The sequence below is a fragment of the Mogibacterium timidum ATCC 33093 genome, from assembly GCF_000525775.1.
GTDB lineage: Bacteria > Bacillota > Clostridia > Peptostreptococcales > Anaerovoracaceae > Mogibacterium > Mogibacterium timidum.
In genome coordinates, this window is the sequence record NZ_JALU01000024.1 from 1 (window position 1) to 26,017 (window position 26,017).

Below are 26,017 nucleotides of genomic sequence, written 5' to 3' on the forward strand. Positions count from 1 at the left end.
TATCTTCTTTCAAAAAAGATAAAACCGCTATAGCCATTGAAATTTCAATGGCTATAGCGGTTTTGTAACACGTTTTTTGTCCTATAAGCCGGAAGTGACGCCTCTACAGTTAATTTCTCCTTTGTCATAGGATGCCGAACTGTCATCTGTGCCGCATGTAAAGCCTGACGTTCCATCAGGCCCGGTGCGTCGCCGCCGTATAGACGGTCTCCGGTGATAGGATGGCCGACATGCTTTAAATGAACCCGTATTTGGTGCGTCCGCCCCGTATGGAGAGTGACCTCAACTAATGTGTTATTTGTAAATCTCTCTAACACACGTACATCTGTTATGGCGTCTTTTCCGCCTTCTTCGAGAACTGTTCTCTTTATTGACTCCTCTCTGGGTCTGCCGATAGGAGCATGAACAGTAAATTCATCTTCATCGATAATCCCATTTACTATAGCTATATACTGCTTATGTACTGTATTGGATCTCATCTGATGTGAGATATCGTTCTGAGCATTGGCGTTCTTGGCTACGATAACAATACCTGATGTATCCATATCAATCCTGTTCGCAAACCTGATTTTATAACTCTGATCGTGATCCTGCATATATTTCATTATGCCGTTTGCAATTGTATGATGCGGATGCCCCTTGGTAGGATGGACTATAATACCGGGCTGTTTATTGATAAACATCAGATCATCGTCCTCATACAGAACAATGACAGGAATATCCTCAACCGGGAAATCACTGGTCTCTTGCGGCAGTCTGATTGAAATCACATCTCCTTCTTCAGGTTTTTTGAATCCGGGTGTTTGTATATCGTTTAGATCAACCAGCTGCTGATATTTCATCTTGGTTTTAAATCTGGATGAGAATTTGAAGTTGGCCTTGATAATCTGGTTGATTGAGAGTCCAACCTCGTCTTGTGTAACGGTGTGATTGTATTTTTCCATTATTTCCTCTTGTTTTAATAGTATTTTCTACATTATTTATAGTAATTTACCCTTCAGCTTTTCCCAGTAATCATAGCCCGGGAGCCTAACCAGTTGGATCTGGCTGTCGGACTGCGTGACGTCAATTTTGGAAACTCGGCTAAATTCTCTGGTAAATCCGTCATAAGCGAGCAGCAGCTTATCGCCGACTGTACTTTTGCGAGTAATCATTCGTACTTTTTTGGAAGCAGGGTAGAGTATGCTTGATCTAAAGCACCTATATGCACTGGTGTTCAAGGGTGCCATAGGCGTCAGCTGCAAAGCATCAAGCTGTGGTGCAACCAGAGAGCCTCCAAGAGAATAGTTGTGTGCCGTAGAACCAACAGATGTGGATACCAGCATTCCATCACCTATAAACTCCTGTATTGGAGTATCATCCATGATGATGGCAAGGTGTGCAAGTTTAGCGTACATCCCCATTACAAGTATTTCATTGATGCCGATAAGCTCGTGCACACCGTCTCTATCGGTAACCAAAGCTCTAATAGGCTTGATTTTTTCAATAGTGTATTCTCTGCGTTCAAAATATTCCACAAACATCTCCAGCTGAGAGGGCATCAACTCCTGAAAAAATCCGAGATGACCTGTATTTATTCCTATTATAGGAGTTTCAGGCAATCTGCACTCATGAGCGCAATTCAGGAACGTTCCGTCTCCTCCAATGCACGCAATCAAATCAACTGACTCGTCGTACGTATCAGCGACTTCAATTTGACGAGCTTCCAAAACTTTAACGAGCTCAGCTCTGGTAGCCTTGGATAGTCCCGTATCATTACTATAGATGTATATCATTGTCGGTTTCATTTGAGTCCCTCAATCTAGATCATCTCATCGAGCTCTGCAACGAGGTTATTGAATGTTGATAACGCAGAAAGAACCGGTTCCTCAGCGCTCATATCTACGCCCGCAATCTTGAGCAGCTCTATAGGATGGTTAGAATCTCCTGTTGTCAGGAATTTTAAATAATCATCGCGCTCTGCTTCTCCGCCGTTGAGGATTCTGTTTTCGATAGCGTTTGCTGCAGAGTAGCCTGTTGCATACTGATATACGTAGTACGCACGGTAGAAGTGTGGAATCCTCGACCACTCGTACTGTATAAGGTCATCGTGCTCGATAGCAGAACCGTAGTACATAGTGTTGAGCTTGTCATACTCCTTATTCAGCGTTTCTGCAGTGAGCGAACCGCCGGCTTCTACAAGCTCATGGGCTAACTTTTCAAATTCGGCAAACATAGTCTGCCTAAATAGAGTCCCTTTAAATTCGTCTATATAGAAGTTGACAAGATACTTCTTCATATCGTCAGATTCAGAGGTCTGAAGCAAGTAGTGAATAAGCAAAGTTTCATTCACTGTACTCGCAACCTCGGCAGTAAAAATCGAATGACTGCCATATATATATGGCTGTTCCTTGCGCGTGTAATACGAATGCATCGAGTGCCCGCCTTCGTGAACAAGCGTAAACACATCTCTGAGATCTCCGCTGTAATTCATCAAAATGTATGGGTAGCTATCATAGGAGCCAAAACTATATGCTCCCGAGGTCTTGCCTTTATTCTCATAGACATCCACCCAGCGCTCTTCAGTCAAGCCCTTGCGAAGCACGCTGACATATTCCTCACCAAGAGGAGCGAGTGCTTTGCATGCGATATCAACAGCCTCTTCAAAGCTGCACTTGAGGCCTTCGGGTTTAACCAGAGGTCTGTATACATCGTACATTTTAAGCTCGTCTACCCCAAGGGCTCGCTTTCTGAGCTCCATATATCTATGCATAGCCGGTAAGCTTCTGTGCACTGCATCAATAAGGTTCTCGTATACGGAGATAGGGATGCATTCGCCAGACAACGCACTGTCGAGAGTTGATTCATATTTGCGCATTCGTGACATAATCACATCATGCTTGACGTTGTAGTTGTACATAACCGAAATGGAATTGTTAAATTCCTTATATCGTCCATAAAGCAATTCAAAAGCTTGCTTTCTCACGTTGCGATCTTCCGACTCCATGAGCTGTACGTAATTGCCATGGGTTAGCTCTACCTCATTGCCGTCATCATCTGTAACAGTGCCAAATGTTAAGTCGGCATCGCTGAACATCGTATATATCTCGTCCGGGGCTTTTGCCGTCTCACTCAGCTGCGCTATTATTCGTTCTTCATCAGATGAGAGAACGTGCGGTTTGCTGATCATGATGGAATCGAGCATAAACTTATAAACTTTGAGTTCAGATAGCTCTGCGACATAGCGGTCAATAGTCTCCTTGTCGGTTTCGAGGAGTTCAGGCGTGAAGAATGACAGGTTGGCTGATATCTGAGCTACAACTGATAACGATTTGCTGTTCATCTCAGTGTATTTTGAATTTGCATTGTCCTCATCATGACGCATGCGAGAGTATACAAAAGCATTTTCCGCCTTGCGCATAATATCGACATACAGGTCGAGAGCGTTCAGCAGATGCGAAGCGGATGATGTAATCGTTCCTCTAAGCGATGAGAATTCCTGACTTTCGGTTAGGGCGGAGGTTAAATCCTCGTCCCATTTTGATTCGTCAGGATACATAGCTTCAATATTCCATTTATCATAAGCCGCTATCTCGGAGCGGTTTTTTGATTCGTATTTATTCATTTAGTTAACTCCTTATGCTATAATTGACGATGTATCATTATAGCATAAATCATTTTAAAGGTGAATTAATGGACAGAGATAAGCTGTACGAAATATTGGATATTGAGTCTCCCGACGAGTTCGAGTACTACGAAAATCTGTCAGCTCTGTTGGAAGCAGATGAAATGATAGACAGTGATCTCATTTTAGCCTTGCTGAAGGAAATAGAGCTCGAAAAACTCGCGGATATGTTAGAATCATACTTTGACGAATGGAACAAGGTAATCCCGGATGAGCTTGCCGAATTGTATGTGACCATCGATACCGCAAAGCTCAGTATAATGGGAAATTTCAACGAATATATGACGGATGAAGATTATTCTTCGCTCGCTCAAGCGATATATGATTTTAGACGCTGGTACGTACTCGAGGATCACGTGCATGACGAGGAGTCGGGAATTGAACTCAATGTGAGGGATGCGCGATACAACTTGAGCGCATCGAGATTCACAGGAGACGAATGTAATTACAATTTTGACGATGCATATCAATATGTCGGAGATTCATACTCGGTCAAGGTATCTGACATCATAGAGGCTGAATACAATTAGGAGGACATATGCTGGAAGTTATTGCGCTCGATTCGGGCGTTAGACTAATACTAAATTCGATGGATTCAGTGAGATCGTTATCCATCGGTATATGGTGCAACAACGGCTCGGTGAATGAGAATGACGATGAGCAGGGGATATCTCATTTTATCGAGCATATGCTTTTTAAAGGTACGGAAAACCGCAGTCACTTCGATATCGTCAACGAAATCGACAGTCTGGGCGGTCAGATGAACGCTTTTACAGGCAAGGAAGCCACCTGCTTTTATGTAAAATGCCTTGATGAACATTTTCGTGCGACAGCAGATGTGCTTACCGACATGATCTGCCATCCGACGTTTCCGGCAGACGAGCTTGAGAAGGAGAAGCTTGTAATCGTTGAAGAGATCAACATGAATGCTGATGATCCTGACGATGTTGCGTTTGACATGCTTGAAGACAGTATTTATGTGGGGATGAGAATGGCGCATCCGGTGCTTGGTACCAAGGAAACTGTGTCTTCGTTTGATCATGACAAGCTAAATGAGTACTATTTTAATCACTACACAAGAGACGAGATTGTAGTATCGATAGCGGGATCGTTTGACAAGGCGGAGGTGATAGGGTACTTTGCCGAAAAGTTTTACAACCTCAAGGAGCACAGAGCAGACAGTACAGTCAAGAATATATCCAAGGTTCCTGATGGCAGCTATCTGGAGATTCGCAAGGAGATTGAACAGTCGCATTTGGCTATGGGCGTAAGGCTGTTTCCGGCGGATGATGACAGAAGATATCCGATGATGCTCTTATCCAATCTGCTGGGGGGAGGCATGTCCTCGCGTCTGATGCAAAATGTCCGTGTCAAGAAAGGGCTGGCATATTCAGTCTATGCCATGACTGGCTTCTATGCGCATATTGGAGTATTCATCATTTCGGCCGGAGTTGCAAAGGAAAGAACACAGGAAGCTCTCGATGCTATCAGAGAAGAATTGGACAGGCTCAAAGGTGATGATATCAGCCTAATGGAGTTCAACAGCTCAAAGGAGCAGCTCAAGTCCGGATTTATATTCAGTCAGGAAAGTGTACAGAGCCTGATGATATTTAATGGGCGAAATATGCTCACATATGGTCGGTGTATTTCACCTTCTGAAGTGCTTCAGACAATTGAACGTATCACACTCGACGATATTAACGCTATCAAGTACATGATAGCTGATTACGATTCATATAGCATAATTAATGTTACGGGTAAAAATTAACCGTTAAATATATGAGTTTGCTACTATATACTTCGTACTTATCGTCGAAGCGCTAACGATAAAACAGAAAGGATATCATTAATTATGGAGCTGAAAGTTATTTCAAGGAGCGGTGTTTTGCCGGGATACGCTACCGACGGAGCTTCAGGTCTGGACCTCAGGGCTTATCTGGATGAATCCATTACACTGGCTCCTATGGAGAGACGCTTAATTTCTACCGGTATTTTCATACAGATTCCGGAAGGCTATGAAGGTCAGGTTAGGGCTAGGTCGGGACTTGCCATTAAGCATGGGATCGGGCTTGTAAACAGCATCGGTACGATCGATTCCGATTACAGAGGTGAGCTCAAGATACCGATGATAAACTTTGGAAGTGAAGAATTTACTGTTCATAACGGAGACAGAGTTGCTCAGCTTGTAATTGCCGCTTATGAGAGAGTTGAGCCGGTTTTAGTCGAAGAACTGGATGATACTGAACGCGGTGCAGGCGGTTTTGGACACACAGGGGTAAAGGGATAGATGCTATTAAGACAAGAGCTTGAAGAGCGTGAATATGAACTGCTCGATGCAAGAGCATCCAAAGCTCTGGCATCCGCCGGCAGAGAGGTTCCCGAAGAAAAGTGCGACTTCCGTACGGACTATCAACGTGACCGTGATAGAATTATTCATTCAAAGGCATTTCGGAGGCTTATGCACAAGACTCAGGTATTTCTCGCACCCGAAGGAGACCACTATCGGACGAGATTAACACATACCCTTGAAGTTGCCCAGGTTGCGAGGACTATAGCCAGAATTCTCAATTACAACGAAGATTTGACCGAGGCGATTGCTCTGGGTCATGATTTAGGGCACACTCCATTCGGTCACAACGGCGAGGATGTGCTCAACCGCATTCACGAGGGTGGCTTCCGTCACAACGAGCAGAGCTTGCGAACAGTCGAGCGCCTTGAATGTACTGCCAAAAGAATAGGGCTTAACCTTACAAAGGAGGTACGGGACGGGATTCTGAATCATCGCGGTGCAGTAATCCCTATCACACTGGAAGGTCAGATCGTCAAGATTAGCGACAGAATCGCCTATATTAATCACGATATTGACGATGCGATTCGCAGCAATGTTATCAGTGCTGCAGATTTACCTGCCGAGGATCTTGATATTCTCGGTCATTCGCATAGTATGCGCATCAATAATCTGATAACGGACCTCGCCAGAACAAGTGATGGGAAGGATGTCATCAAGCTTAGCCCTGATTATAACGACGCGCTTTTACATCTTCGAAAATATATGTTTGATAATGTATATTGCAGCGAACTTGTTAAGAAAGAGGAAGATATGAATAAAGTCGAAGTCGTCATCACTGCACTCTATGATTATTTCGTTCAGCATCCTGCCAAAATGCCCGAGCTTTATCGCGAGGTTGCATCGGAGGATGGAACCGGGATTGCAGTTAAGGATTATGTTGCGGGTATGACAGATCGCTATGCGATATCTCTATATTCAGAACTTTTCGTTCCTCGCGGCTGGACAGATTTTAAATAATGATTTATTTTGCGCACAAGCCTAGAGCAGTAAGGAGAGACTATGGCATTCAACAGCAATTTTGTAGATGAGATTAAATCGAAAGTCAATATTGTAGATGTCATCGGACGTGAAGTCCCCCTCAAGCGTGCTGGTAGCAATTACAAAGGACTGTGTCCCTTTCACAATGAGAAGACACCATCCTTTATGGTCAACGAGCAAAAACAGATATTCAACTGCTTTGGCTGTGGAGAGAAAGGTGACGTTATTCACTTCGTTCAGCGATATAACAACCTCGAATTTATGGAGGCATGCGAAAAGCTGGCAGAAGAGTACAACATCGAGCTTCCTAAGCGTGGTGGTCATAAGAAAGTTGATTTGACTCACTACTACGAGATAAACTCCATGGCTGCCAGATTTTTCTTTGATAATCTGACGAAGCATGCTAACCCTGGATACACGTATATCCATAAGCGCGGACTTAGTGATGACACTATTCGCCATTTTGGTCTGGGATACTCGCCTAATTCATGGAATAACCTTTATGACTATTTGCGAGATAAAGGCGTGTCCGACGAGGATATGCTCAAGCTGGGGCTTGTCAATAAGGGCAAGAAAGGTCTGTATGACAAATTTCGCGGACGAGTCATGTTTCCTATCTTCAACACTCAGAGTAAGATCATAGGCTTTGGAGGCAGGGCGCTTGGTGATGAGATACCTAAATACCTCAATTCTTCGGAGAGTGATGTGTTCCTCAAGAAGAACAATCTATACGGACTAAACTTCACCAAAAAGTACATTGGAAAGGACGATCAAGTCCTGATGGTCGAAGGATATATGGACGCTATTTCTCTTTATCAGAGTGGCGTTCGTAATGTTGTCGCTTCGCTTGGAACCGCATTGACGGAGAATCAATGCCAATTGATCACCAGATACACCAAGAATGTCGTGTTATCATACGATTCCGACAGTGCCGGTATCAAGGCGGCACTCAGAGGTATTGATGTAATGCGCACAGTGCACGCTAACGTCAGGATACTCCAAATTAAAGGCGGTAAGGATCCTGATGAATTCGTCAAAAAATATGGCAAGGAGGAATTTTTAAAGCTGGTAACAGGGGCGTTGCCGGCCACTGATTTCTCACTGGAGATGATTAAGAAGAATTTCAACCTTGACGACAATCTCGAGTTGATTGAGTACGTGCGCAGTTGTGTGCCTATTCTCAAAAAGCTCGGAGCCGTCGAACAGGATCTGTATATCAAAAAATTGGCTACAGAGTTTGATATCTCTGAGCATGCAATTCACACGGAGCTTGCTTCAGCTGAAGGGTCAAGAAGATACGGATATAACAATAACCGCCTTTCTGACAGACAAGATCGCATTCGTTTAAAATACAGTAATGACGAGCGCATAGAACTGTCGTTACTCTATCTGCTGACAAGGGATGCGCGTTTTCTCGGGCAATTTGCTGAGGACGGCATTGAGTTCAGAACCGGCATAGGCCAGCAGTTTTTTGAGATTGCCGAGAAGTTAATCAGTGGAAAAGCTGCTTCGGAAATACGGATAGAGGATGTATATAAAGAAGTGGATCCTGAGGATGAAAAGAAGCTTCGGAACCTGCTCTCAAATATAAGAATAGGTGCGGATGAAGCTTCGTACTATAGAGAATGTTACGTCAAGTATATGCAGATGCAATATGGGGAAAAGATAATAGAGCTTCAAAACGCGATTGCAGTCGCAGAGAAGCTGGGAAATGAAGAAGAGATCTCACGTCTTGCGCTGCAGCTACAAGATATAGAAACTAAAAGAAGAAAGGTCAGGTAGAACATGCCAAAAAAGGAAACAGGCGAAGCAACTGCAAATGAGCGCGTTGAACAGGCTGTCGAGGAGATCATGAAGCTCTCCGAGAACACGGGTAATGAGATTACACTTGCTGAAATTGGAGAGCATCTATCAAAGATTAAGCTCAATAAAGACCAGATTGATGAGGTTTATGATCTGGTTGAGAAGAACGGCATCAGTATTGTCGACACTAGGGAGCCTAATGGCAATGAGCTTGATGATGTCGAGGATGAGGATGACTCAGCTGATGGGGTTGTGCTTAAAAACAACGGAGAGATCGATGTTGATGCTACAGTTCCTAAATCTCTTCCTACCGATGATGCCGTCAGAATGTACCTCAAGGAGATCGGAAAGGTACCGCTGCTGACCGGAGAACAGGAGAGAGAGCTCGCAATCCGCATGGAACAGGGAGACGAAGATGCTAAGAAAAAGCTCTGCGAGTCCAATCTCCGTCTGGTCGTCAGCATTGCTAAGAGATACCTCAATAGAGGTCTGAGCTTCCTCGATTTGATTCAGGAAGGCAACCTTGGACTGATAAAAGCCGTTGACAAATTTGATTACACCAAAGGCTATAAGTTTTCGACTTATGCAACTTGGTGGATTAGACAGGCCATTACACGTTCGATTGCTGACCAGGCCAGAACGATCAGAATTCCTGTGCACATGGTTGAGACTATCAACAAGCTGATTAGAATTTCCAGACAGCTGCTGCAGGAACTAGGGCGCGAACCAACTTCAGAGGAAATCGCTAAGGAAATGGGTATTACGGTGGAAAAGGTTAGAGAGATTAAGAAAATTTCGCAAGACCCGGTTTCGCTTGAAACCCCAATCGGCGAAGAAGAGGATAGCCATCTCGGAGACTTTATTCCGGATGATGATGTGCCGGCACCGGTTGAGGCTGCAGCTTATTCGATGCTCAAGGAACAGCTTATGGAGGTACTCGACACACTGTCAGAGAGAGAAAAAAAGGTACTGATGCTAAGATTCGGACTCGAGGACGGCAGACCGCGTACACTCGAGGAGGTCGGTAAAGAGTTTAATGTTACCAGAGAGCGTATTAGACAGATTGAAGCTAAAGCTCTCAGAAAGCTTCGCCACCCGAGCAGGAGCAAGAAGCTTAGAGATTACTTGGAGTAAATATGAAGGCTAGTGACAGAATCAAAGCTATTTGCGCAGCTGTCGCTGAAGGTGAGACTGTTGCGGACATAGGCACTGACCATGCCTATGTCCCGTTAATTCTATACAAAAGTCAGACTTCACCGTCAGTGATTATGTGTGACATAAGTGAAGAATCGCTATCCAAGGCTAGATCCAGCTTTCAAAATGCCAACATAGTCATGCCGGAATCTGCATTTAGGGTTGGTAACGGACTTGATGTTATTAAAGCCGGTGAAGTAGATGATGTTATAATAGCTGGCCTCGGTGGACTTACGATAGTTGATATATTATCGGAGACTGATAAGCTGTACAGTTTCAAAAAGCTGATTTTGCAGCCTAGAAATAACAGTGGCTGTGTCAGGAGCTTCCTGTATGAAAAAGGCTTCGACATTATTACGGATTTGCTCGTCATGGAGGGAAATTTCTCGTGTGAAGTTATTGTCGCGCTCAGAGGAGAGATATGTTTGACGGATAAATATTCCGGTTTATTCACAATAAGAGAGCTGCCCTATAGCAAATCGGACATTCGTTGGAGATACCCGAGGGTTATACTGCAAAGCGAAAAGCGAGTAGTTCTGAATCGTCTTCAACATGCTATAAATAACCATGTTCAGGAGATTAATAACCTGCGCAGAAGCAGAGAAGATAATGGCAATCGCATTAGACTTGTGAAGTCCGAGCTTAAATACCTGCGTGAATTAAAGGGTGAGATAGATGAATAAGCGACTTAATTTTATCGGCGTTGCCACGATGTATGTAGGCGTAATTATGGGTGCCGGATTTGCCTCCGGCAGAGAATGCTGGCAATTTTTCGGCATATTTGGAAGCAAGGGATATATTGGAATTATTCTAAATGGAATAGGCTTTCTGCTGATAGCTGCCATGCTCAACTATGTTGCGATCTCCAAGAACACCATAATGCTCGGGGAATTGATATCTCCTTTCAAAAGCGTGAGACTCTCAAAGGCAATAGGTGTGATATTAGCATTTATCTACTACACCATGCTAATCGCTATGTCATCTGCCGGCGGTGCTCTAGTCAATCAGGTCTTCGGTATACCTCAGTGGATTGGCGGGGGAATCATCACTGTGCTTACACTGCTGACAGTTCTCGGTGATTTTTCCAGAGTATCGGAAGTATTCAAGAGATTTGTACCTATGCTGTTTGCTATCTGCATATTAGCGATTATATTGGTTCTGTCAGTTCATACAGACGCTCCTGCGGGTAAATCCTTCAAACCCGGAGGCATATCTCCTAATTGGCAGCTGTCCGCGTTGCTGTTCTTGTCATATAATTCGCTCGGTATGATCGCAATGGCCGGATCCTCTGCAGTGAATGCCAAGAACTCAAAACATGCATATCTTGGTGCAGCATTAGGGTTAGCTTTTCTCACCGGACTTACACTGATGCTCCTGACAGTTCTTCTAAAGGGGCCGGAGTACTCGAGCACATTAGGACTTCCGATGGTGGGATGGGCGTCTTTAGTCAATAGAAAATTTGGTTATATATATGCAGTTGCCCTCATGGGAGCGATTTATCAGACTTCATGCAGCACATACTACGGATTTAGCACTACCATAAAAAAGGGCAAGTATAAAAAGTACGTGCTGATTGTCGGCGCTGTCATCGGATTTGTCCTCGGGCTAACTGATTTTAAAGATATTGTAGGTGTTCTGTACCCGGCACAGGGATACATAGGGTGGCTAATTTTGCTGTTGATATCATTAAACTTCTTTAATGAACTTATTAATAATACAAGAATTGTCAATAATGAATTAAAATAGATTCATCACAATTACTACGTATTTTACACAATGTATTTGTGTTATTATATTCTGAAATGGGTAAACTGGATGATCGCATGGTGCTGTGCACCATGAGGAAAGTCCGGGCTCCGCAGGGCAAGGATGCCGGATAACGTCCGGCGTAGGTAACTATAGGGAGAGTGCAACAGAAACATTCCGCCGAAACGGGTAATGCCGTGGTAAGGTTGAAATGGTGAGGTAAGAGCTCACCGGCATCGTGGAGACATGATGGCCGTGTAAACCCCATCCGGAGCAAGACTAAGATAGGCATAAAACGCGACGGCCCGTCGCAGCCGGTAGGTAAGTCGCTTGAAGCAGTTAGCAATAGCTGTTCTAGATGGATGATCGTCAAATACAGAACCCGGCTTATAGTTTGCCCATTTTAATTTAGGGATACGAGTAAGGGGACGTCTCGATACTCTATCGGGACTTTTTTAGGTGTAACATATGAGATTAGGTATTGATGTTGGATCAACTACGGTTAAGCTAATCGTTCTTGATGATTCAAATAATATCGTTTATTCGAAATATGAGCGTCATATGTCGAATGTTTTTGATAAAGTTGCCGAACTTCTCGGTGATATGGAGGATGAGCTTGGCGACATTGAAGTAAATGCCGTAATTACCGGTTCCGGCGGCATGGCATTAGCTCAGATACTGAGAATAAAGTTTGAACAAGAGGTGATAGCTTGCAGCAAGGCCATCGAGACCATTATCCCGATGACTGACGTCGCTATAGAGCTGGGTGGTGAAGATGCCAAGATCACATTCTTTGAGTCGACTATCGAGCAGAGGATGAATGGTGCATGTGCCGGCGGTACCGGAGCTTTTATCGACCAGATGGCAGTCCTTCTTCATACAGATGCGGAAGGACTTAATGAAGCGGCCAAAGAGCACACAATGATTTATCCGATCGCTTCAAGGTGCGGTGTATTTGCCAAGACAGATATTCAGCCCCTTATTAACGACGGAGCCAAGACTGCGGATATCGCAGCTTCCATATTTCAAGCAGTTGTAAATCAGATGATCAGCGGACTTGCCTGCGGTCACCCGATCAAGGGACATGTCGCGTTCCTTGGTGGACCGCTCCAGTATCTCTCGGAGCTGAGAAAGCGCTTCGTCGAAACACTGGAGCTCAGCGATGATGAGGTTATTTTTCCGGACAATGCAAAATATTTTGTGGCAATTGGAGCTGCAATTCTTGCAAAGAATGAATCCAATAAAGTTTCATTAGCAAAATTGATAGACATAGTTCGTCACGCTGATCCGGCTGCTGCCGGAGGAACAGCTTATCTTGATCCGCTATTTAATAGCGAAAACGAGCTCGCGGAGTTTAGAGCCCGCCACGCCGGGGCAAAAGTCAAGAGAGCCGACATTGCTAATCAGTCAGGTGCTTTGTTCCTCGGCATCGACGCAGGTTCTACGACAACCAAGGCAGCTCTCATCAACAGAGATAAGGAGCTGGTTTTCGAATATTATCAGAGCAACGAGGGCGATCCTCTCAACGTAGTACACAACATCATGAATGCTATATACGACAGGATACCTGAAGCTGCATTTATCGGAAGGTCAGTGGTAACCGGCTATGGAGAGGGGCTGGTGAAGGCAGCATATAGACTGGATGCCGGCGAAATTGAGACGATGGCACATTATAAGGCTGCAGAAGAATTTCTTCCGGGAGTGTCGTTCATCCTGGATATCGGTGGTCAGGATATGAAGTGCATGAAGATTAAGGATGGAGCCATAAACAATATCATGCTCAACGAGGCATGTTCGGCTGGTTGCGGTTCCTTTATCGAAACCTTTGCAAAATCAGTAAATACGAATGTAGAGGACTTTGCCGAATATGCGCTTGAATCGCGTAGTCCTGTGGATTTAGGTACCAGATGCACAGTATTTATGAATTCTAAGGTAAAGCAAGCTCAGAAGGAGGGTGCTTCTGTTGCCGACATCTCAGCCGGTCTTTCGTATTCAGTTATCAAAAATGCCCTGTACAAGGTAATGAAGCTCAGGAATCCTCGTGAAACCGGCGACAAAATCGTCGTTCAAGGTGGTACCTTCCTCAATGAAGCGGTTTTGCGCAGTATCGAATTAATTCTAGGCAAGAATGTCGTTAGACCGGATGCCTCCGGCTTGATGGGTGCATACGGTGCGGCCATCATCGGTTATAACGAATACGTTGAAGGTAATAGGTCTACCGTTCTTAGCAAGGATGGGCTTGATAGCTTCTCTGTTGAAACAAGCAATGACAGATGTCAGAAGTGTGGTAACCACTGTCTGCTCACGATTTCATCATTTTCGGATGGAAGCAAGTACGTCTCGGGGAATAGATGTGAACGAGGAGCAGGTGATACTGTTAAACCTCACAACAATCCCGATCTGTACAAAGAGAAGATGAAACTGCTGTTCGGCAGATACAATCTCAAGGCAGACGAGGCGAAGCGTGGTGTTATCGGAATCCCAAGAGTGCTCAACATGTATGAGGACTATCCGTTCTGGCACGGTTTTTTCACAAAGCTCGGGTTTAGCATCGTTCTAAGCCCACAGAGTTCCAAGAAGCTATATGAATCGGGTATGGACAGCATCTCATCTGACACTGCATGCTATCCGGCTAAAATCACTCACGGTCATGTCAAATGGCTTGTCAAGAATGGAGTTAAGAGGATATTCTATCCTTGCGTCAACTTTGAGGTTATAGAAGACAAGACTGCAGCAAACCATTATAACTGCCCGATTGTTGCTACATACCCTGAGGTAATTGACAAGAATATGGCTGAGCTGTTCTACGACAACGGAGTCGAGTTCTATCATCCTTTCCTGCCGTATGATGATGATGACAGAATGGTTGAAGAGCTGCATAAGTTTTTCTCTGGTAAGCGTAAGATAGATATCGACAGAGTCAGGAACACGGATATCATCAATAAATTTAAAACCGACACTAGAGAATACGGCCTTTTTGATATGAATATCTCCAGAAGCGAGCTGAGAAAAGCCATAAGAGCCGGCAGAAGTGCGTATCGCGAGTTCAAGGATAACATGGATAAGCTTGGTACCGAAGCCCTCAAATTCATGGAAGAGCACAACAAGAAGGGAATCATTCTTTCCGGCAGACCCTATCACCTTGACCCTGAAATCAATCATGGCATCAACAATGTAATCAACCAGCAGGATATGGTTGTATTGACTGAAGATTCGATTGCCAATAAGATTGAAATTGCCAGAAATGTACGAGTCCTCGACCAGTGGACATATCACTCGAGATTGTACCGCGCAGCTGTGTTTGCAGGGCAGCGCGATGACCTCGAGTTGGTTCAGCTCAATTCGTTCGGCTGTGGTCTGGATGCAGTTACTACTGACGAAGTGGATGAGCTGCTTGGGAAAAACAACAAGCTGCATACAGTGCTCAAGATAGACGAAGGTTCAAATCTTGGAGCTGCCAAAATCAGAATCAGGTCTCTTAAGGCAGCCCTGGATGAGAGAGAAAAGGCTGGTGCTCACACAAAGGGCATAAACACACCTTACGAGCGCGTTGTCTTCACTAGAGAGATGAAAGAGGATTACACTCTGCTTGTCCCTCAGATGTCGCCCGTTCACTTCCAGTACTTTGCCCCAATCCTGAAAGCCGCCGGTTACAGGGCTGAACTTTTGCCGGAGTCTACCAGGAACTCCGAAGAAGAGGGCTTGAGATATATCAACAACGATGCCTGCTATCCGACTATAGTTACGCTTGGTCAGATTATATCGGCACTCAAGTCCGGCAAATACGACCTCAATAAGGTCGGGGTATTCATGTCGCAGACCGGCGGTGGCTGCAGGGCTAGCAACTATGTTGCACTTCTCCGTAAGGCTCTCAGAGATCTCGGCATGGAGCAGGTTCCTGTAATCTCATTTAATGCTGCAGGACTTGAGAAGAATCCAGGATTTAAAATTACTCCTAAGATGGCACTTAGACTTGTGTTTGCCGTAAACTACGGAGACTTGATCATGAAGTGCTTATACCGCACCAGACCTTACGAAACGGTTAAGGGGAGTGCAGAGAAGATTATGAACTCGTGGTATGACAGAATTGTCAGCAACGTACTGGATTGTAAGACAGGTACGTTTAAGAAGAACATCAAGCGGATTGTGAGCGAATACGATAATCTTCCAATATACGAGGATATCAAAAAACCAAAGATCGGGATCGTAGGGGAGATACTCGTTAAATACCACCCGAATGCCAACAACAATCTGGTTGAAATAATCGAGGCTGAGGGAGGAGAAGCCGTTGTTCCGAGCTTCATCGGATTCTTTGAGTACGGCATGCTCAACAAGACCTTTAACTTCAAGAACCTCTCAGGTTCACGCAAGGAAATGATCTACAACAGTGCTGCGCTCAAGGCTGTTGAACATTATAGAGAATTCGTAAGGCAGGCTTGCCGAGACAGCAAGCGATTTGAACCCGATGATTACATCGAGGAAACAGCTGAGAACGCTGAGCACATATTGTCCGTCGGAAACCAGTGCGGAGAGGGATGGCTTTTAACTGGAGAGATGGTTGACCTCATCAACTCCGGAGTCAAAAACATTCTCTGTCTGCAGCCGTTCGCCTGCCTGCCTAATCATGTTACCGGAAAGGGCATGATTAAGGTTATGCGCAGCTATGACGAGGATGCCAACATCGTAGCTATCGACTACGATCCCGGTGCCAGCAACGTAAATCAGCTCAACAGAATCAAGATGATGATGTCGACTGCATTTAAGAATCTTGAAAAGAATTAGGGCTTATGCTATCATGTTACGGCAAATTGTTAGAAATTAGATAGAAGGAGGTGCCACCTGTGGGTAGACATGGCACAATAGCAGGTAGAAAATCTGCGCAGGACGCAAGAAGAGCAGCAATGTTCACTAAGTATACAAGACAGATTATTGTTGCGACTAAGGAGGGTGGCGACCCAGAGTTTAACTCATCGCTTAGAGTTGCAATCGACAAAGCAAAGGCAATCGGCATGCCTAACGATAACATCAGCAGAGCTATCAAGAAAGGAACCGGCGAGTTAGCAGGTGAGTCGTATGAAGAGCTGGTATTTGAAGGATACGGTCCATCAGGGGTTGCTGTTATTGTCGAGGCACTTACAGATAACAAAAATAGAACCGCTGCATTTATCAGATCTACATTTGACAGAAACGGCGGTAATCTCGGAACTCCCGGATGCGTATCATACATGTTCTCAAGAAAGGGTGTCATCGTCATCGCTAAGGCTGACGGACTCGATGAAGACTCTGTTATGATGGAAGCGCTTGAAGCCGGTGCCGAGGATATGATTGTCAACGAGGATAACCTCGAGATCAGAACGGAAGCTGCCGATTTCCATACAGTTCTCGATGCACTCAAGGCCTCCGGTTATGAGATTGTTGAGTCTGAGGTTGAGTTTATTCCCTCGATGGAATCAAACGTAGATGATGAAGCCTCAATTAAGGCCTTACACAAGCTGATCGATACGCTGGAGGACAATGACGACGTTCAGAAGGTGTCGTATAACTGCGATTTACCTGATGTAGAGTAGTCTGGTTTCCAATCACTAATCGATCGATATTTCAAGTATTGAAATATAATTAATTGGCACTATAATTTAAATATAAGTTCTGGGATATGCGTTGTGTATCATTAATTGAACCTACACTTCTTGCACGGGATTCCGCGTTCGCTGCTAGGCGATATACTCGATTATCGGGTTTCCGATATATCCGGGAATTACTGAATAGCGACAGGAAGTACCCACCTTATCTTTCGATAGGGCGTCAATTAAGAGCATGACGGTATTTCGGATCTTTGCTTTAAACGCAAGCCTCGTCTTTGGACGAGGCTGTTATTTTAATTACAATAATTACATGCTATAATGTGATGAATTGATATATACTTGCTGTTTTATATCCGCTTGACGTGTAATTTAATAAGAATCAAAGCGAAAGGTATCGGAAAATGGGCTTTAAGAGAATTGACGTAAAGGAAATCAAAGGGTTCAAGCTTGGAAATGCCGAAAATCAGGCTACAGGTACTGGTTGTACAGTTATCATATCGGAAGAAGGAGCAGTCGCCGGGGTTGATATCAGAGGAGGAGGTCCGGCTACTCGTGAAACTGATTTGCTAAAATCAGAAAACACCGTCCAGTTCATCAACGCAGTTGTCCTGAGCGGCGGCAGCGCATTTGGCTTGGAAGCAGGAGCAGGAGTAATGAAATACCTCGAAGACAAAGGCGTAGGCTTTAATATGGGGGACAGATGCATACCGATTGTCACACAAGCATCCCTGTATGATCTAGATGTGGGAAGCGCCGATGTGAGACCTGATGTTGAGATGGGAAAGCAGGCATGCATCAGCGCATATGAAGACAAATTCGAGCACGGCAACCATGGAGCCGGAACCGGCGCATCTGTTGGAAAGTTATACGGTATGGACAGGGCTATGAAATCATCTCTCGGTACCTTCGCATGCTCCGACGGTGTGCTTGAAGTCGGGGCAATCGCCGCTGTCAATGCTTTGGGGGACGTGTACAACGGCAATAACAACATAATTGCAGGTCTTCTGAGCAAGGATAAGTGTTATATCAAGGGTTCGATCTCTGTGATGAAGAACCATGTTCACGGAGAAGCCGGTCCTGAAGCTCCAGATATCAGAGATCCATTTAAGAGAGGGGATGTAAACACAACATTTAAATTTGACAACGGTGAAGAAGTTGATTTGGCCGTAGAAGCTTCTGTAGAGAATAAGGCTGATTATCTCACCGAAGCGGCAATAAAATCGACATTAGAATCTCAAGTTCCGTTACAAGCCAAAGCCGAATCTTTATCGGCGCGTGCTGAGCCAGAATCCGCAAGTGCCGTAGCCGATGCTTCTATATCTAATGCTGAAGTAACTTCTGTTGACCCCGATACAAGTGGTGAGGTTAATGATATTGAAGCCAGGATTGAAGAATTACAAGCCGAACTGGATGATGCAGGATCTGATAAGCCTGAATATGAGCCAATTACTATAGAGGAGATGGGCTATGATGTACCATTTAACACAACCATTTCATGCTTAATTACCAACGCTAAGCTGACTAAGCCTCAAGCTAACAAGCTCGCTTCAATTCTGCATGACGGCTATGCAAGAGCGATTAAGCCGGTACACAGTACGTTAGACGGTGATGCAATATTCGTGATGAGCACAAATCAGATTGAGGTCAACTTCGACGCATTTGCAGCACTCGCCACAGATATACTTCAGTACAGCGTTATCGATAGCGCGCTTGCCGCCACGGACGCTTATGGTCTGAAGTCTTCGCGTTCAATAATCGGCAAATAAAATTCTTATTTAAGATTTAAGAGGGAAACTGACAATGAGACTAGTAATAATAGATGGCAATAGCTTGCTCTTCAGAGCATATTTCGCTATGAGGCCAATGATGACAAAGGATGGGGTGTACACGCACGGTGTGTACGCCTTTATCAATATGCTAAATAAAATTACGTCCGACTACACTCCCGACTACATAGCGGTGTGCTTCGACATGAAGTCGGAGACCTTCAGACATCGGCAGTACAGCGAATATAAAGCCGGAAGACAGCAGACGCCGATTGAATTGCTCTCACAGATTCCTCTTATGCACGATGTCCTGCATGCTATGAATATCAGGGTGTTCGAAAAGGAGTCATATGAGGCAGATGATCTGATAGGTACTATTACGGCGGATGCTTCCCGCATGGGCATTGAATCTATAGTAATCACCGGTGATAAGGACGAGCTTCAGCTGGTAGACGAAAACACAAAGGTAGTCATCAATAAAAAGGGTATGACAGAGTTTACAATGTATGACGAGGAGGCTATATTCGAGAGATACTCTCTTACACCGCTGCAATTTATAGATTTAAAAGGCTTGATGGGTGATAAATCAGACAATATTCCGGGCGTTCCCGGCATTGGTGAGAAAAAAGGAATAGCTCTGCTCAAGGAGTACGGCTCAGTTGAAGGCGTAATAGAACATGCTGATGAGATTAAGGGCAAGATGGGTGATAACATCAGAGCCAATATCGAGATGGCAAGACTGTCCAAAGCTTTGGCAACAATCATGCGTGAAGTTCCCGTAGCATACGATTTTGATGATCTGAGATACGTTGAGCCTGATTATGAAACTCTGATCAAAGTGTACAGAGAGCTTGAATTCAACAGCTTAATCAAAAAGCTGCGGTTGAGCAGCAGCGCTGCCGAAGAAGAGGTGTTAAATTCAGGCGCAGATATCAGCTCGGAGCTGGCCAAATTCAAACGAGTTGATCCGTCTAAGTTTTACGCTAAAGTATCTGCCGGCAGTGAGGTTGTCGTCCTGTACGAAGGAGATAACAACCACACCGGTCTTCCTGAACTGAAAAGGCTAATGCTTCTGTCTTATGTCGATAAGCTGTACACAGAGCTGACGCTATCCCCGCTCAACGTATCAACCGCTTTAACTATTCTTGCAAATCAAGGCTATAGATATATCGGATATGACCTGAAGCCGTTGCTATATTCAATGCTTCGTTACGAGATCAGAGGTGTGCGCATTGTACATGATGATTTAATCGCTGAGTACCTGATCGATCCTAACAGGAACAGGTACGGTATAGACAAGATGCTGATCAAGTATACGGCGATTGCATATGATGAGTCGGCAGATGAGCTGACACAGCTGTATTATATTTGGATGGTCTGTGTGGAGCAACGCAAGCTTATTGAGTCTAACAATCTATCTAAGGTCTATATCGAATGCGAGTTACCTCTGATTGAGACAATGGCCGATATGGAGGCATCAGGAATACGTGTTGATAAGTCGGTTCTCGAGCAGGTCGGCGTTGAGCTCGATGATAAGATCGCGGCACTTGAGTCCGCTATCTACGATAAGGCCGGCAAGGTGTTCAATATCAAATCGCCCAAACAGCTGGGAATAGTACTTTTTGAAGATCTGGGCATCCCATATCCCGCTCGCAGCAAGAAAAAGACCGGGTATTCGACTTCCGTCGACGTGCTGGAGAAGCTACAGACAGACAATCCGATTATCGGCGATATTCTCAAGTACAGAAAGGCTACAAAACTGAGAAGCACTTACATCGATGGACTTATCGCTCTAATTGGTGATGACAATAGAATTCATCCTCATTTCAATCAGACTGTCGCCGCTACAGGACGTATCAGTTGTACGGAGCCCAATCTGCAGAATATTCCTATCCGCGATGAATACGGGAGAAATATACGCAAGGCGTTCGTAGCTGAGGACAATAATCATACATTTATCGGCGCGGATTATTCACAGATTGAATTGCGTATTCTTGCGGCTCTCAGCGGTGATGAGGTGCTTTTAGATGCCTTTAACAACAACGAGGACATTCACCGCATAACTGCTTCAAGAGTCTTCAATATACCTCTTGACAAGGTCACAGCTCTCGACAGGAGCAGAGCTAAGGCGGTTAACTTCGGAGTTATCTATGGCATGAGCGGATTCGGGTTGAGCGAAGAGCTGATGATCTCCAGAGCCGAGGCGCAGAAGTATATAGATGACTATTTTGCTAAGCACGAAGCTGTAAAGGCATATCTTGATGAACAGATCAGGATAGGAGAGCGTGACAATGCCGTCAAGACTATTATGGGACGTATCAGACAGATACCGGAGTTCACATCGCGCAAATACATGGAGCGTCAACTAGCGCACAGACTTGCTATGAATACTCCCATTCAAGGAAGTGCGGCAGACATCATAAAGCTGGCTATGAACAGGGTTTATAGGGAATTGGAGGATAGAAAACTCAAATCAAAGCTCGTCCTGCAAATTCACGATGAGCTGATAATTGAAGCGGCCAATGAAGAGATTGACGTTGTCAAAGAGCTGCTAAGGCGTAATATGGAGGGTGCTGTCGAACTAAAGGTTAAGCTGTTATGCGACATGCACACCGGCAGCACATGGTACGATTTAAAATAGGGGTATAATATGCTAAAAATTGCTATTACCGGCGGAATAGGTGCCGGAAAAACTGCGATTACTGATTATCTCAAGTATCTGGACTTCACTGTCATAGACGCCGATGTGATATCAAGGGAAATGACCGGTCCGGGCGGGTGCGCAATCACAGCAATTTGCGAGAAATGGGGATCGGATATTGCCAATCCGGAACGCGGCTTGGATCGTGATCTAATGCGTAGCATTATATACAGCAACGAAGTGAGTAAGCGTGAATTTGAGAATATTGTCACCAAATCAGTGATTAAAACCGTAGCTCGTCTTCTAAAAGTACATGAACTGCGAGGCAGTAAGGTAGTGTTCGTCGCCGCGCCACTTCTGTTCGAGTGCGATATGCAGGATGATTATGATGCCGTATGGCTTGTAATCGCAGATAAGGACACACGTGTAGAGCGCGTTTCTGAAAGAGATGACCTGGGATATGAGATTATCAACAGAATCATTGCTTCGCAGATGAGCGATGATGAAAAAGCAAAATTATCATCAGATGTAATCGAAAATAACGGCAGCCTTCCTGAGCTTAAGAAAAATGTGGACAAGCTTTTGAACAAATACGGTCTCGAAGCTTAGTTGAGCATATATAGTATTTGTGATACAATTCTATGTCATTATATAGGACGAGGGAGATAGTATGAGAGCTGATTTTTTATACAAATTAAGAGTTCTTTCGGGAGCAAGATTCTCTAAGCTTAACGAGGTTACAACTGAAATTAACAAGAGATGCGGAAAGAGTAAGGCCGGCATTATCAAGGATATTTTTCACTGCTACAGGAAGTTTGGAAGTGGATATTATGATTATATAATCTATCATTTTTATGAGCTCGACGACAGTATGCGTGACACGTACATGACTCGTATGCGCAGCAAGAAGCTCGTAACATTTCTCAACGATCCTGAGATGGCAAAGCTTTTTGATAACAAAAATCAGTTCGATGAGGTTTTCAAGGAATTTATCTCCAGAGATTACCTGGATGCTGTAAATTGCGATTTAACGGAGGCGACACGCTTCTACAATGAAAATGAAATCGGATTCGCTAAGATGCTTGACCTTGCGTGTGGCAAGGGGGCGGAAATCATCAGGATGGCCGATTTTGAAAATGCTGAGGCGTTCTACAATTACATCAAGGAAAAGGGATTTGGTGTAGTAGAGGAATATCTGATCAATCACGATAAAATTAGAGAGGTATACAAGCCGGCTCTCAACACCATGCGAATGATTACTATCATCGGGGACGATGGGCAGCCGCACTTGTTTTTTGCGGCACAAAAATTTGGAGTACACGGACGTTTCATTGATGTTCATGGAATTCATGCGCCGATTGATCTCGAGACAGGAGTTGTACATTTTCCATTCCACAGCGGTAATACCGATACAGATTTGATATACACAAAGCATCCTGATACCGGATATGACCTTACTGAGTATGAGGTTCCGATGTTCCGGGAGGCTAAGGATATGATTCTCAAGGCTGCCATGAAGGTCCCTGAGATGAGATATGTTGGCTGGGATGTTGCAGTTACAAATAAGGGACCCAAGATTGTAGAAGGCAACGATTACACAGCATATGACTACATGCAGCTGCCACAGCAGAACCCCGGCAGAGTCGGTGTGATTCCTGATATCCTTAAGCTCGTTCCGAGCTTCAAGGATGAACTGTACAAGTAAGTGATGATAAGTGATAAATTTCTATTGTGATAGGTAAGAATTAGAAAGGTCGGCGTATTTCAGATGGGTAAACTGCGTTACTTTTGTGCACTTATAATTGCAAAGCTTTCGATTATAGCGCTGAAGATGACCGGGCATAAGGGAACAAACTTTCCCGGAATAGTTGCAATTAAAATATGTCCAAATTTTCTCAAGTACATCAAGCTGCCTAACAAAATAATCGGAGTAACGGGTACTAACGGCAAGACTACTTGTTCCAACTTGCTGAGAGACTCGCTTGCTGTGCTCGGAGAGAGCGTACTCAACAACTCCGCCGGTTCCAATACTATCACCGGCATCACTGCATCACTGATTACCAGCGTCAATGTGTTCGGCAAGCAGAGATATGGGACGGCAGTATTCGAGATTGACGAGCTGTCATCAAGGCGGATTTTTCCATATGTGCACATAGATCATCTGATAGTTACTAACTTATCTCGCGACTCCATCATGCGAAATGCTCATCCTGAATACATTCGTTCAGTGCTGGAGGCACATATCGATAAATCAACTAAGCTCATTTTAAATGCAGATGATCTTGTATCTTCGCAGCTATGTCCTGACGGTGACAGGGTGTTTTTTGGCATCGACCTGCTCAAAAGTGATAAAACTGAGTGCACCAATCTTATTGACGATTGTCCAATCTGCCCGGTATGCAATAATAAATTAAAATATACAAGGAATAGATACAGCAATATAGGAAGAGCATACTGTCCTAATTGTGATTTCAAGTCTCCTGATGCTGATTATCTCGCTACAGACATTAATCTTGAATCAATGACTATGAATATCGAGCTTGAGGGGGAAAGCTGTACATTTAGGCTGTTTAACAACGGAACCTTTAACATTTATAATGAGGTTACATTAATAGCAGCGCTTAGCGAACTCAGATATTCAGTAGATGAAATCAAGGCTGCAGTAGACAACGTAAATATTACAAAAGAACGTCTTAACCTGTTTAAAGCCGGAGACATCTGTCTTAGCTCAGTACTCTGCAAGGATAGAAATGCTTACGCAAGCTCCCGTGTTTTTGAATATATAGATGCACAGCCGGGAGACAAGGAGATCCTGCTATTCAATAACAATTTTCAGGATGATGTCAAATGGTCGGAGAACACGTGCTGGCTCTATGACGCTGATTTTGAGCTGTTGCGGGACGATAGAATAAAAACCATCATAACTACAGGTTCACGCGGACTTGATTTCAAGCTCAGACTCTTAATGGCCGGAGTGCAGCCTGACAGAATTAAGTTTGTACGGGACCCTCTATCATGCATTGATGATTTGAAGTTTGCAAAGGGAGAGACGATATATCTCCTTTATGGAACTGACCCGTTATCGCCTGCTCGCAAGGTGAGAGAAAAGCTGGAGAAATATCTTAAAGACATGGAAAGGTTAACTAAATGATTATTGAAATGCTCTATCCCGAGCTAAGCAATCTATATGGTGATTCTGCCAACATCAAATATCTGCAGGAATCACACCCTGAGACCAAGATTATCGAGACACACCTAGGTGATAAACCTTTCTTTATTGACGGAAAGGTTGACCTTGTCTATCGCGGCACGCTTACCGAGCACGGGCAGCAGCTATTTATCGAAAATGCTGAGCCGTACGTTGGAGGATTTAAGACTGCCATTGAACGCGGGCAACATTTCCTCGTGACGGGGAACGCTGTTGAGCTCTTTGGCAACTATATTATAGATAAGTCCGGAGAAAAGATTGACTGTCTGGAGTTCTTTGATTTTCATGTAGAGCGCGACATAGTCGCAAAAAGATTCAATTCGCTGTATGTAGGCACGTACGCGGATCTCAAGGTTGTAGGGTTCAAGAGTCAGTTCTCGCAAGGCTTTTATGATAGTGAAATACCGGCTCTTTTTGATACAACAAGAGGTCCGGGCTTCAACCCTGATATCAAACAGGAAGGTATCCATTATAACAATTTTATGGGTACATATCTGCTCGGTCCGCTGTTGATACTTAACCCGGATTTCACGAAGGCTTTGGCTGCTGAATTAGGTATAGGCGGTTTTACGCCTGCGTATTACGACATAGCCAGAGAAGCGTATGCGTTCAGACTCAATCAATATACCGATGCCAGCACCGGATTCTATTACTAGTTGATTAGATCCGGTTGTTTAAACATTCAGATATTGATTGAGTTATCAAATGAGCGCTCGGATCGCGATTCCCGGAAAATTCTATTTATTTGGAACTTTACCGTTAACGTTGATGTTGACATTTACGAAGTTTAACTTATTTTAAGAAATTACTTGCATTTTCACCTGTTTTTTTGTATATTTAAGTAGTCGTGTGGCTGTGGCGGAATGGCAGACGCGCATGCTTGAGGGGCATGTGGGAGACCGTGCTGGTTCGAGTCCAGTCAGCCACACCATTTTTTTTACAAAAAATAAGATTTGCCGGCGTGGTGGAATTGGCAGACGCGCGGGATTCAAAATCCCGTGGTAGAAATACCGTATGGGTTCGACCCCCATCGCCGGCACCAATCATATTTTCACTTATATTAACGAAAATATTGGAGGTGCTGA

General features: G+C 44.4%; 19 protein-coding genes, 2 tRNA genes and 2 other RNA genes. 20 read left to right on the top strand and 3 right to left on the bottom strand.

Annotation, left to right across the window (positions count from 1 at the left end):
- Positions 1 to 44 precede the first annotated feature (44 nt).
- From HMPREF0581_RS06310 to pepF, 3 genes are read right to left on the bottom strand one after another with little or no spacing between them, the layout of a single operon-like run.
- Entirely contained in the window at positions 45 to 944 is a 900-nt protein-coding gene (locus HMPREF0581_RS06310; protein WP_036381482.1) for an RluA family pseudouridine synthase, read from the bottom strand.
- Positions 945 to 980: 36 nt separating this feature from the next.
- On the bottom strand, positions 981 to 1,787 hold the full coding sequence (locus tag HMPREF0581_RS06315; RefSeq protein WP_009644742.1) for an NAD(+)/NADH kinase: 807 nt from the start codon (positions 1,785 to 1,787) through the stop codon (positions 981 to 983).
- 14 nt (positions 1,788 to 1,801) lie between these two features.
- Positions 1,802 to 3,604, bottom strand: coding sequence for an oligoendopeptidase F (pepF, locus tag HMPREF0581_RS06320; RefSeq protein WP_009644752.1), 1,803 nt, complete (start codon positions 3,602 to 3,604; stop codon positions 1,802 to 1,804).
- Between the two features lie 68 nt (positions 3,605 to 3,672).
- Here pepF and HMPREF0581_RS06325 point away from each other — a divergent pair, with 68 nt between their 5' ends.
- From HMPREF0581_RS06325 to HMPREF0581_RS06410, 20 genes are all read left to right on the top strand, one after another.
- The gene (locus tag HMPREF0581_RS06325) at positions 3,673 to 4,194 is read left to right on the top strand and encodes a hypothetical protein (RefSeq protein WP_009644791.1); all 522 of its coding nucleotides are present in this window, start codon (positions 3,673 to 3,675) and stop codon (positions 4,192 to 4,194) included.
- An 8-nt stretch (positions 4,195 to 4,202) separates the two neighbouring features.
- Complete coding sequence (locus HMPREF0581_RS06330) at positions 4,203 to 5,432, top strand: M16 family metallopeptidase (RefSeq protein ID WP_036381485.1); 1,230 nt, start codon at positions 4,203 to 4,205, stop codon at positions 5,430 to 5,432.
- Positions 5,433 to 5,516: 84 nt separating this feature from the next.
- Complete coding sequence (dut, locus tag HMPREF0581_RS06335; RefSeq protein WP_009644789.1) at positions 5,517 to 5,951, top strand: dUTP diphosphatase; 435 nt, start codon at positions 5,517 to 5,519, stop codon at positions 5,949 to 5,951.
- Positions 5,952 to 6,971, top strand: a complete 1,020-nt coding sequence (locus tag HMPREF0581_RS06340) for a deoxyguanosinetriphosphate triphosphohydrolase (RefSeq protein ID WP_009644844.1) — start codon at positions 5,952 to 5,954, stop codon at positions 6,969 to 6,971.
- Positions 6,972 to 7,013: 42 nt separating this feature from the next.
- Positions 7,014 to 8,774, top strand: coding sequence for a DNA primase (dnaG, locus tag HMPREF0581_RS06345; RefSeq protein ID WP_051426960.1), 1,761 nt, complete (start codon positions 7,014 to 7,016; stop codon positions 8,772 to 8,774).
- A gap of 3 nt (positions 8,775 to 8,777) precedes the next feature.
- On the top strand, positions 8,778 to 9,929 hold the full coding sequence (rpoD, locus tag HMPREF0581_RS06350; RefSeq protein WP_009644733.1) for an RNA polymerase sigma factor RpoD: 1,152 nt from the start codon (positions 8,778 to 8,780) through the stop codon (positions 9,927 to 9,929).
- Positions 9,930 to 9,931: 2 nt separating this feature from the next.
- A complete protein-coding gene (locus HMPREF0581_RS08360) occupies positions 9,932 to 10,672 on the top strand; it encodes a tRNA (adenine(22)-N(1))-methyltransferase (protein WP_009644807.1) in 741 nt (246 codons plus the stop codon).
- Positions 10,665 to 11,735, top strand: a complete 1,071-nt coding sequence (locus HMPREF0581_RS06360; RefSeq protein WP_009644816.1) for a YkvI family membrane protein — start codon at positions 10,665 to 10,667, stop codon at positions 11,733 to 11,735. Before HMPREF0581_RS08360 ends, HMPREF0581_RS06360 begins: the two co-directional genes overlap by 8 nt.
- A gap of 57 nt (positions 11,736 to 11,792) precedes the next feature.
- Positions 11,793 to 12,140: RNase P RNA component class A (gene rnpB / locus HMPREF0581_RS08400), an RNA gene on the top strand.
- A gap of 63 nt (positions 12,141 to 12,203) precedes the next feature.
- Entirely contained in the window at positions 12,204 to 16,517 is a 4,314-nt protein-coding gene (locus tag HMPREF0581_RS06365) for a 2-hydroxyacyl-CoA dehydratase (protein WP_036381488.1), read from the top strand.
- 59 nt (positions 16,518 to 16,576) lie between these two features.
- A complete protein-coding gene (locus tag HMPREF0581_RS06370) occupies positions 16,577 to 17,302 on the top strand; it encodes a YebC/PmpR family DNA-binding transcriptional regulator (RefSeq protein WP_009644674.1) in 726 nt (241 codons plus the stop codon).
- 73 nt (positions 17,303 to 17,375) lie between these two features.
- Positions 17,376 to 17,571, top strand: a non-coding RNA gene (gene ssrS, locus HMPREF0581_RS08600) — 6S RNA.
- Positions 17,572 to 17,718: 147 nt separating this feature from the next.
- Positions 17,719 to 19,083 carry a P1 family peptidase gene (locus tag HMPREF0581_RS08365; RefSeq protein WP_051426961.1) on the top strand — a complete coding sequence of 455 codons (1,365 nt, stop codon included), beginning with the start codon at positions 17,719 to 17,721 and terminating at the stop codon, positions 19,081 to 19,083.
- 34 nt (positions 19,084 to 19,117) lie between these two features.
- Positions 19,118 to 21,724, top strand: coding sequence for a DNA polymerase I (polA, locus tag HMPREF0581_RS06380; RefSeq protein ID WP_036381491.1), 2,607 nt, complete (start codon positions 19,118 to 19,120; stop codon positions 21,722 to 21,724).
- Between the two features lie 9 nt (positions 21,725 to 21,733).
- Positions 21,734 to 22,333 (top strand): dephospho-CoA kinase, encoded by a 600-nt coding sequence (gene coaE, locus HMPREF0581_RS06385; RefSeq protein ID WP_036381493.1) that lies wholly within the window; start codon positions 21,734 to 21,736, stop codon positions 22,331 to 22,333.
- Positions 22,334 to 22,394: 61 nt separating this feature from the next.
- Positions 22,395 to 23,429, top strand: a complete 1,035-nt coding sequence (locus tag HMPREF0581_RS06390) for a sugar-transfer associated ATP-grasp domain-containing protein (RefSeq protein ID WP_036381497.1) — start codon at positions 22,395 to 22,397, stop codon at positions 23,427 to 23,429.
- A gap of 63 nt (positions 23,430 to 23,492) precedes the next feature.
- Positions 23,493 to 24,875, top strand: a complete 1,383-nt coding sequence (locus tag HMPREF0581_RS06395; RefSeq protein WP_036381500.1) for a Mur ligase family protein — start codon at positions 23,493 to 23,495, stop codon at positions 24,873 to 24,875.
- On the top strand, positions 24,872 to 25,588 hold the full coding sequence (locus tag HMPREF0581_RS06400) for a hypothetical protein (RefSeq protein WP_036381503.1): 717 nt from the start codon (positions 24,872 to 24,874) through the stop codon (positions 25,586 to 25,588). The genes HMPREF0581_RS06395 and HMPREF0581_RS06400 overlap by 4 nt, the downstream gene beginning before the upstream one ends.
- Before the next feature lie 193 nt (positions 25,589 to 25,781).
- Positions 25,782 to 25,863 (top strand) — tRNA-Leu (locus HMPREF0581_RS06405).
- Between the two features lie 24 nt (positions 25,864 to 25,887).
- Positions 25,888 to 25,974 (top strand) — tRNA-Leu (locus HMPREF0581_RS06410).
- The last annotated feature ends 43 nt before the right edge of the window (positions 25,975 to 26,017 follow it).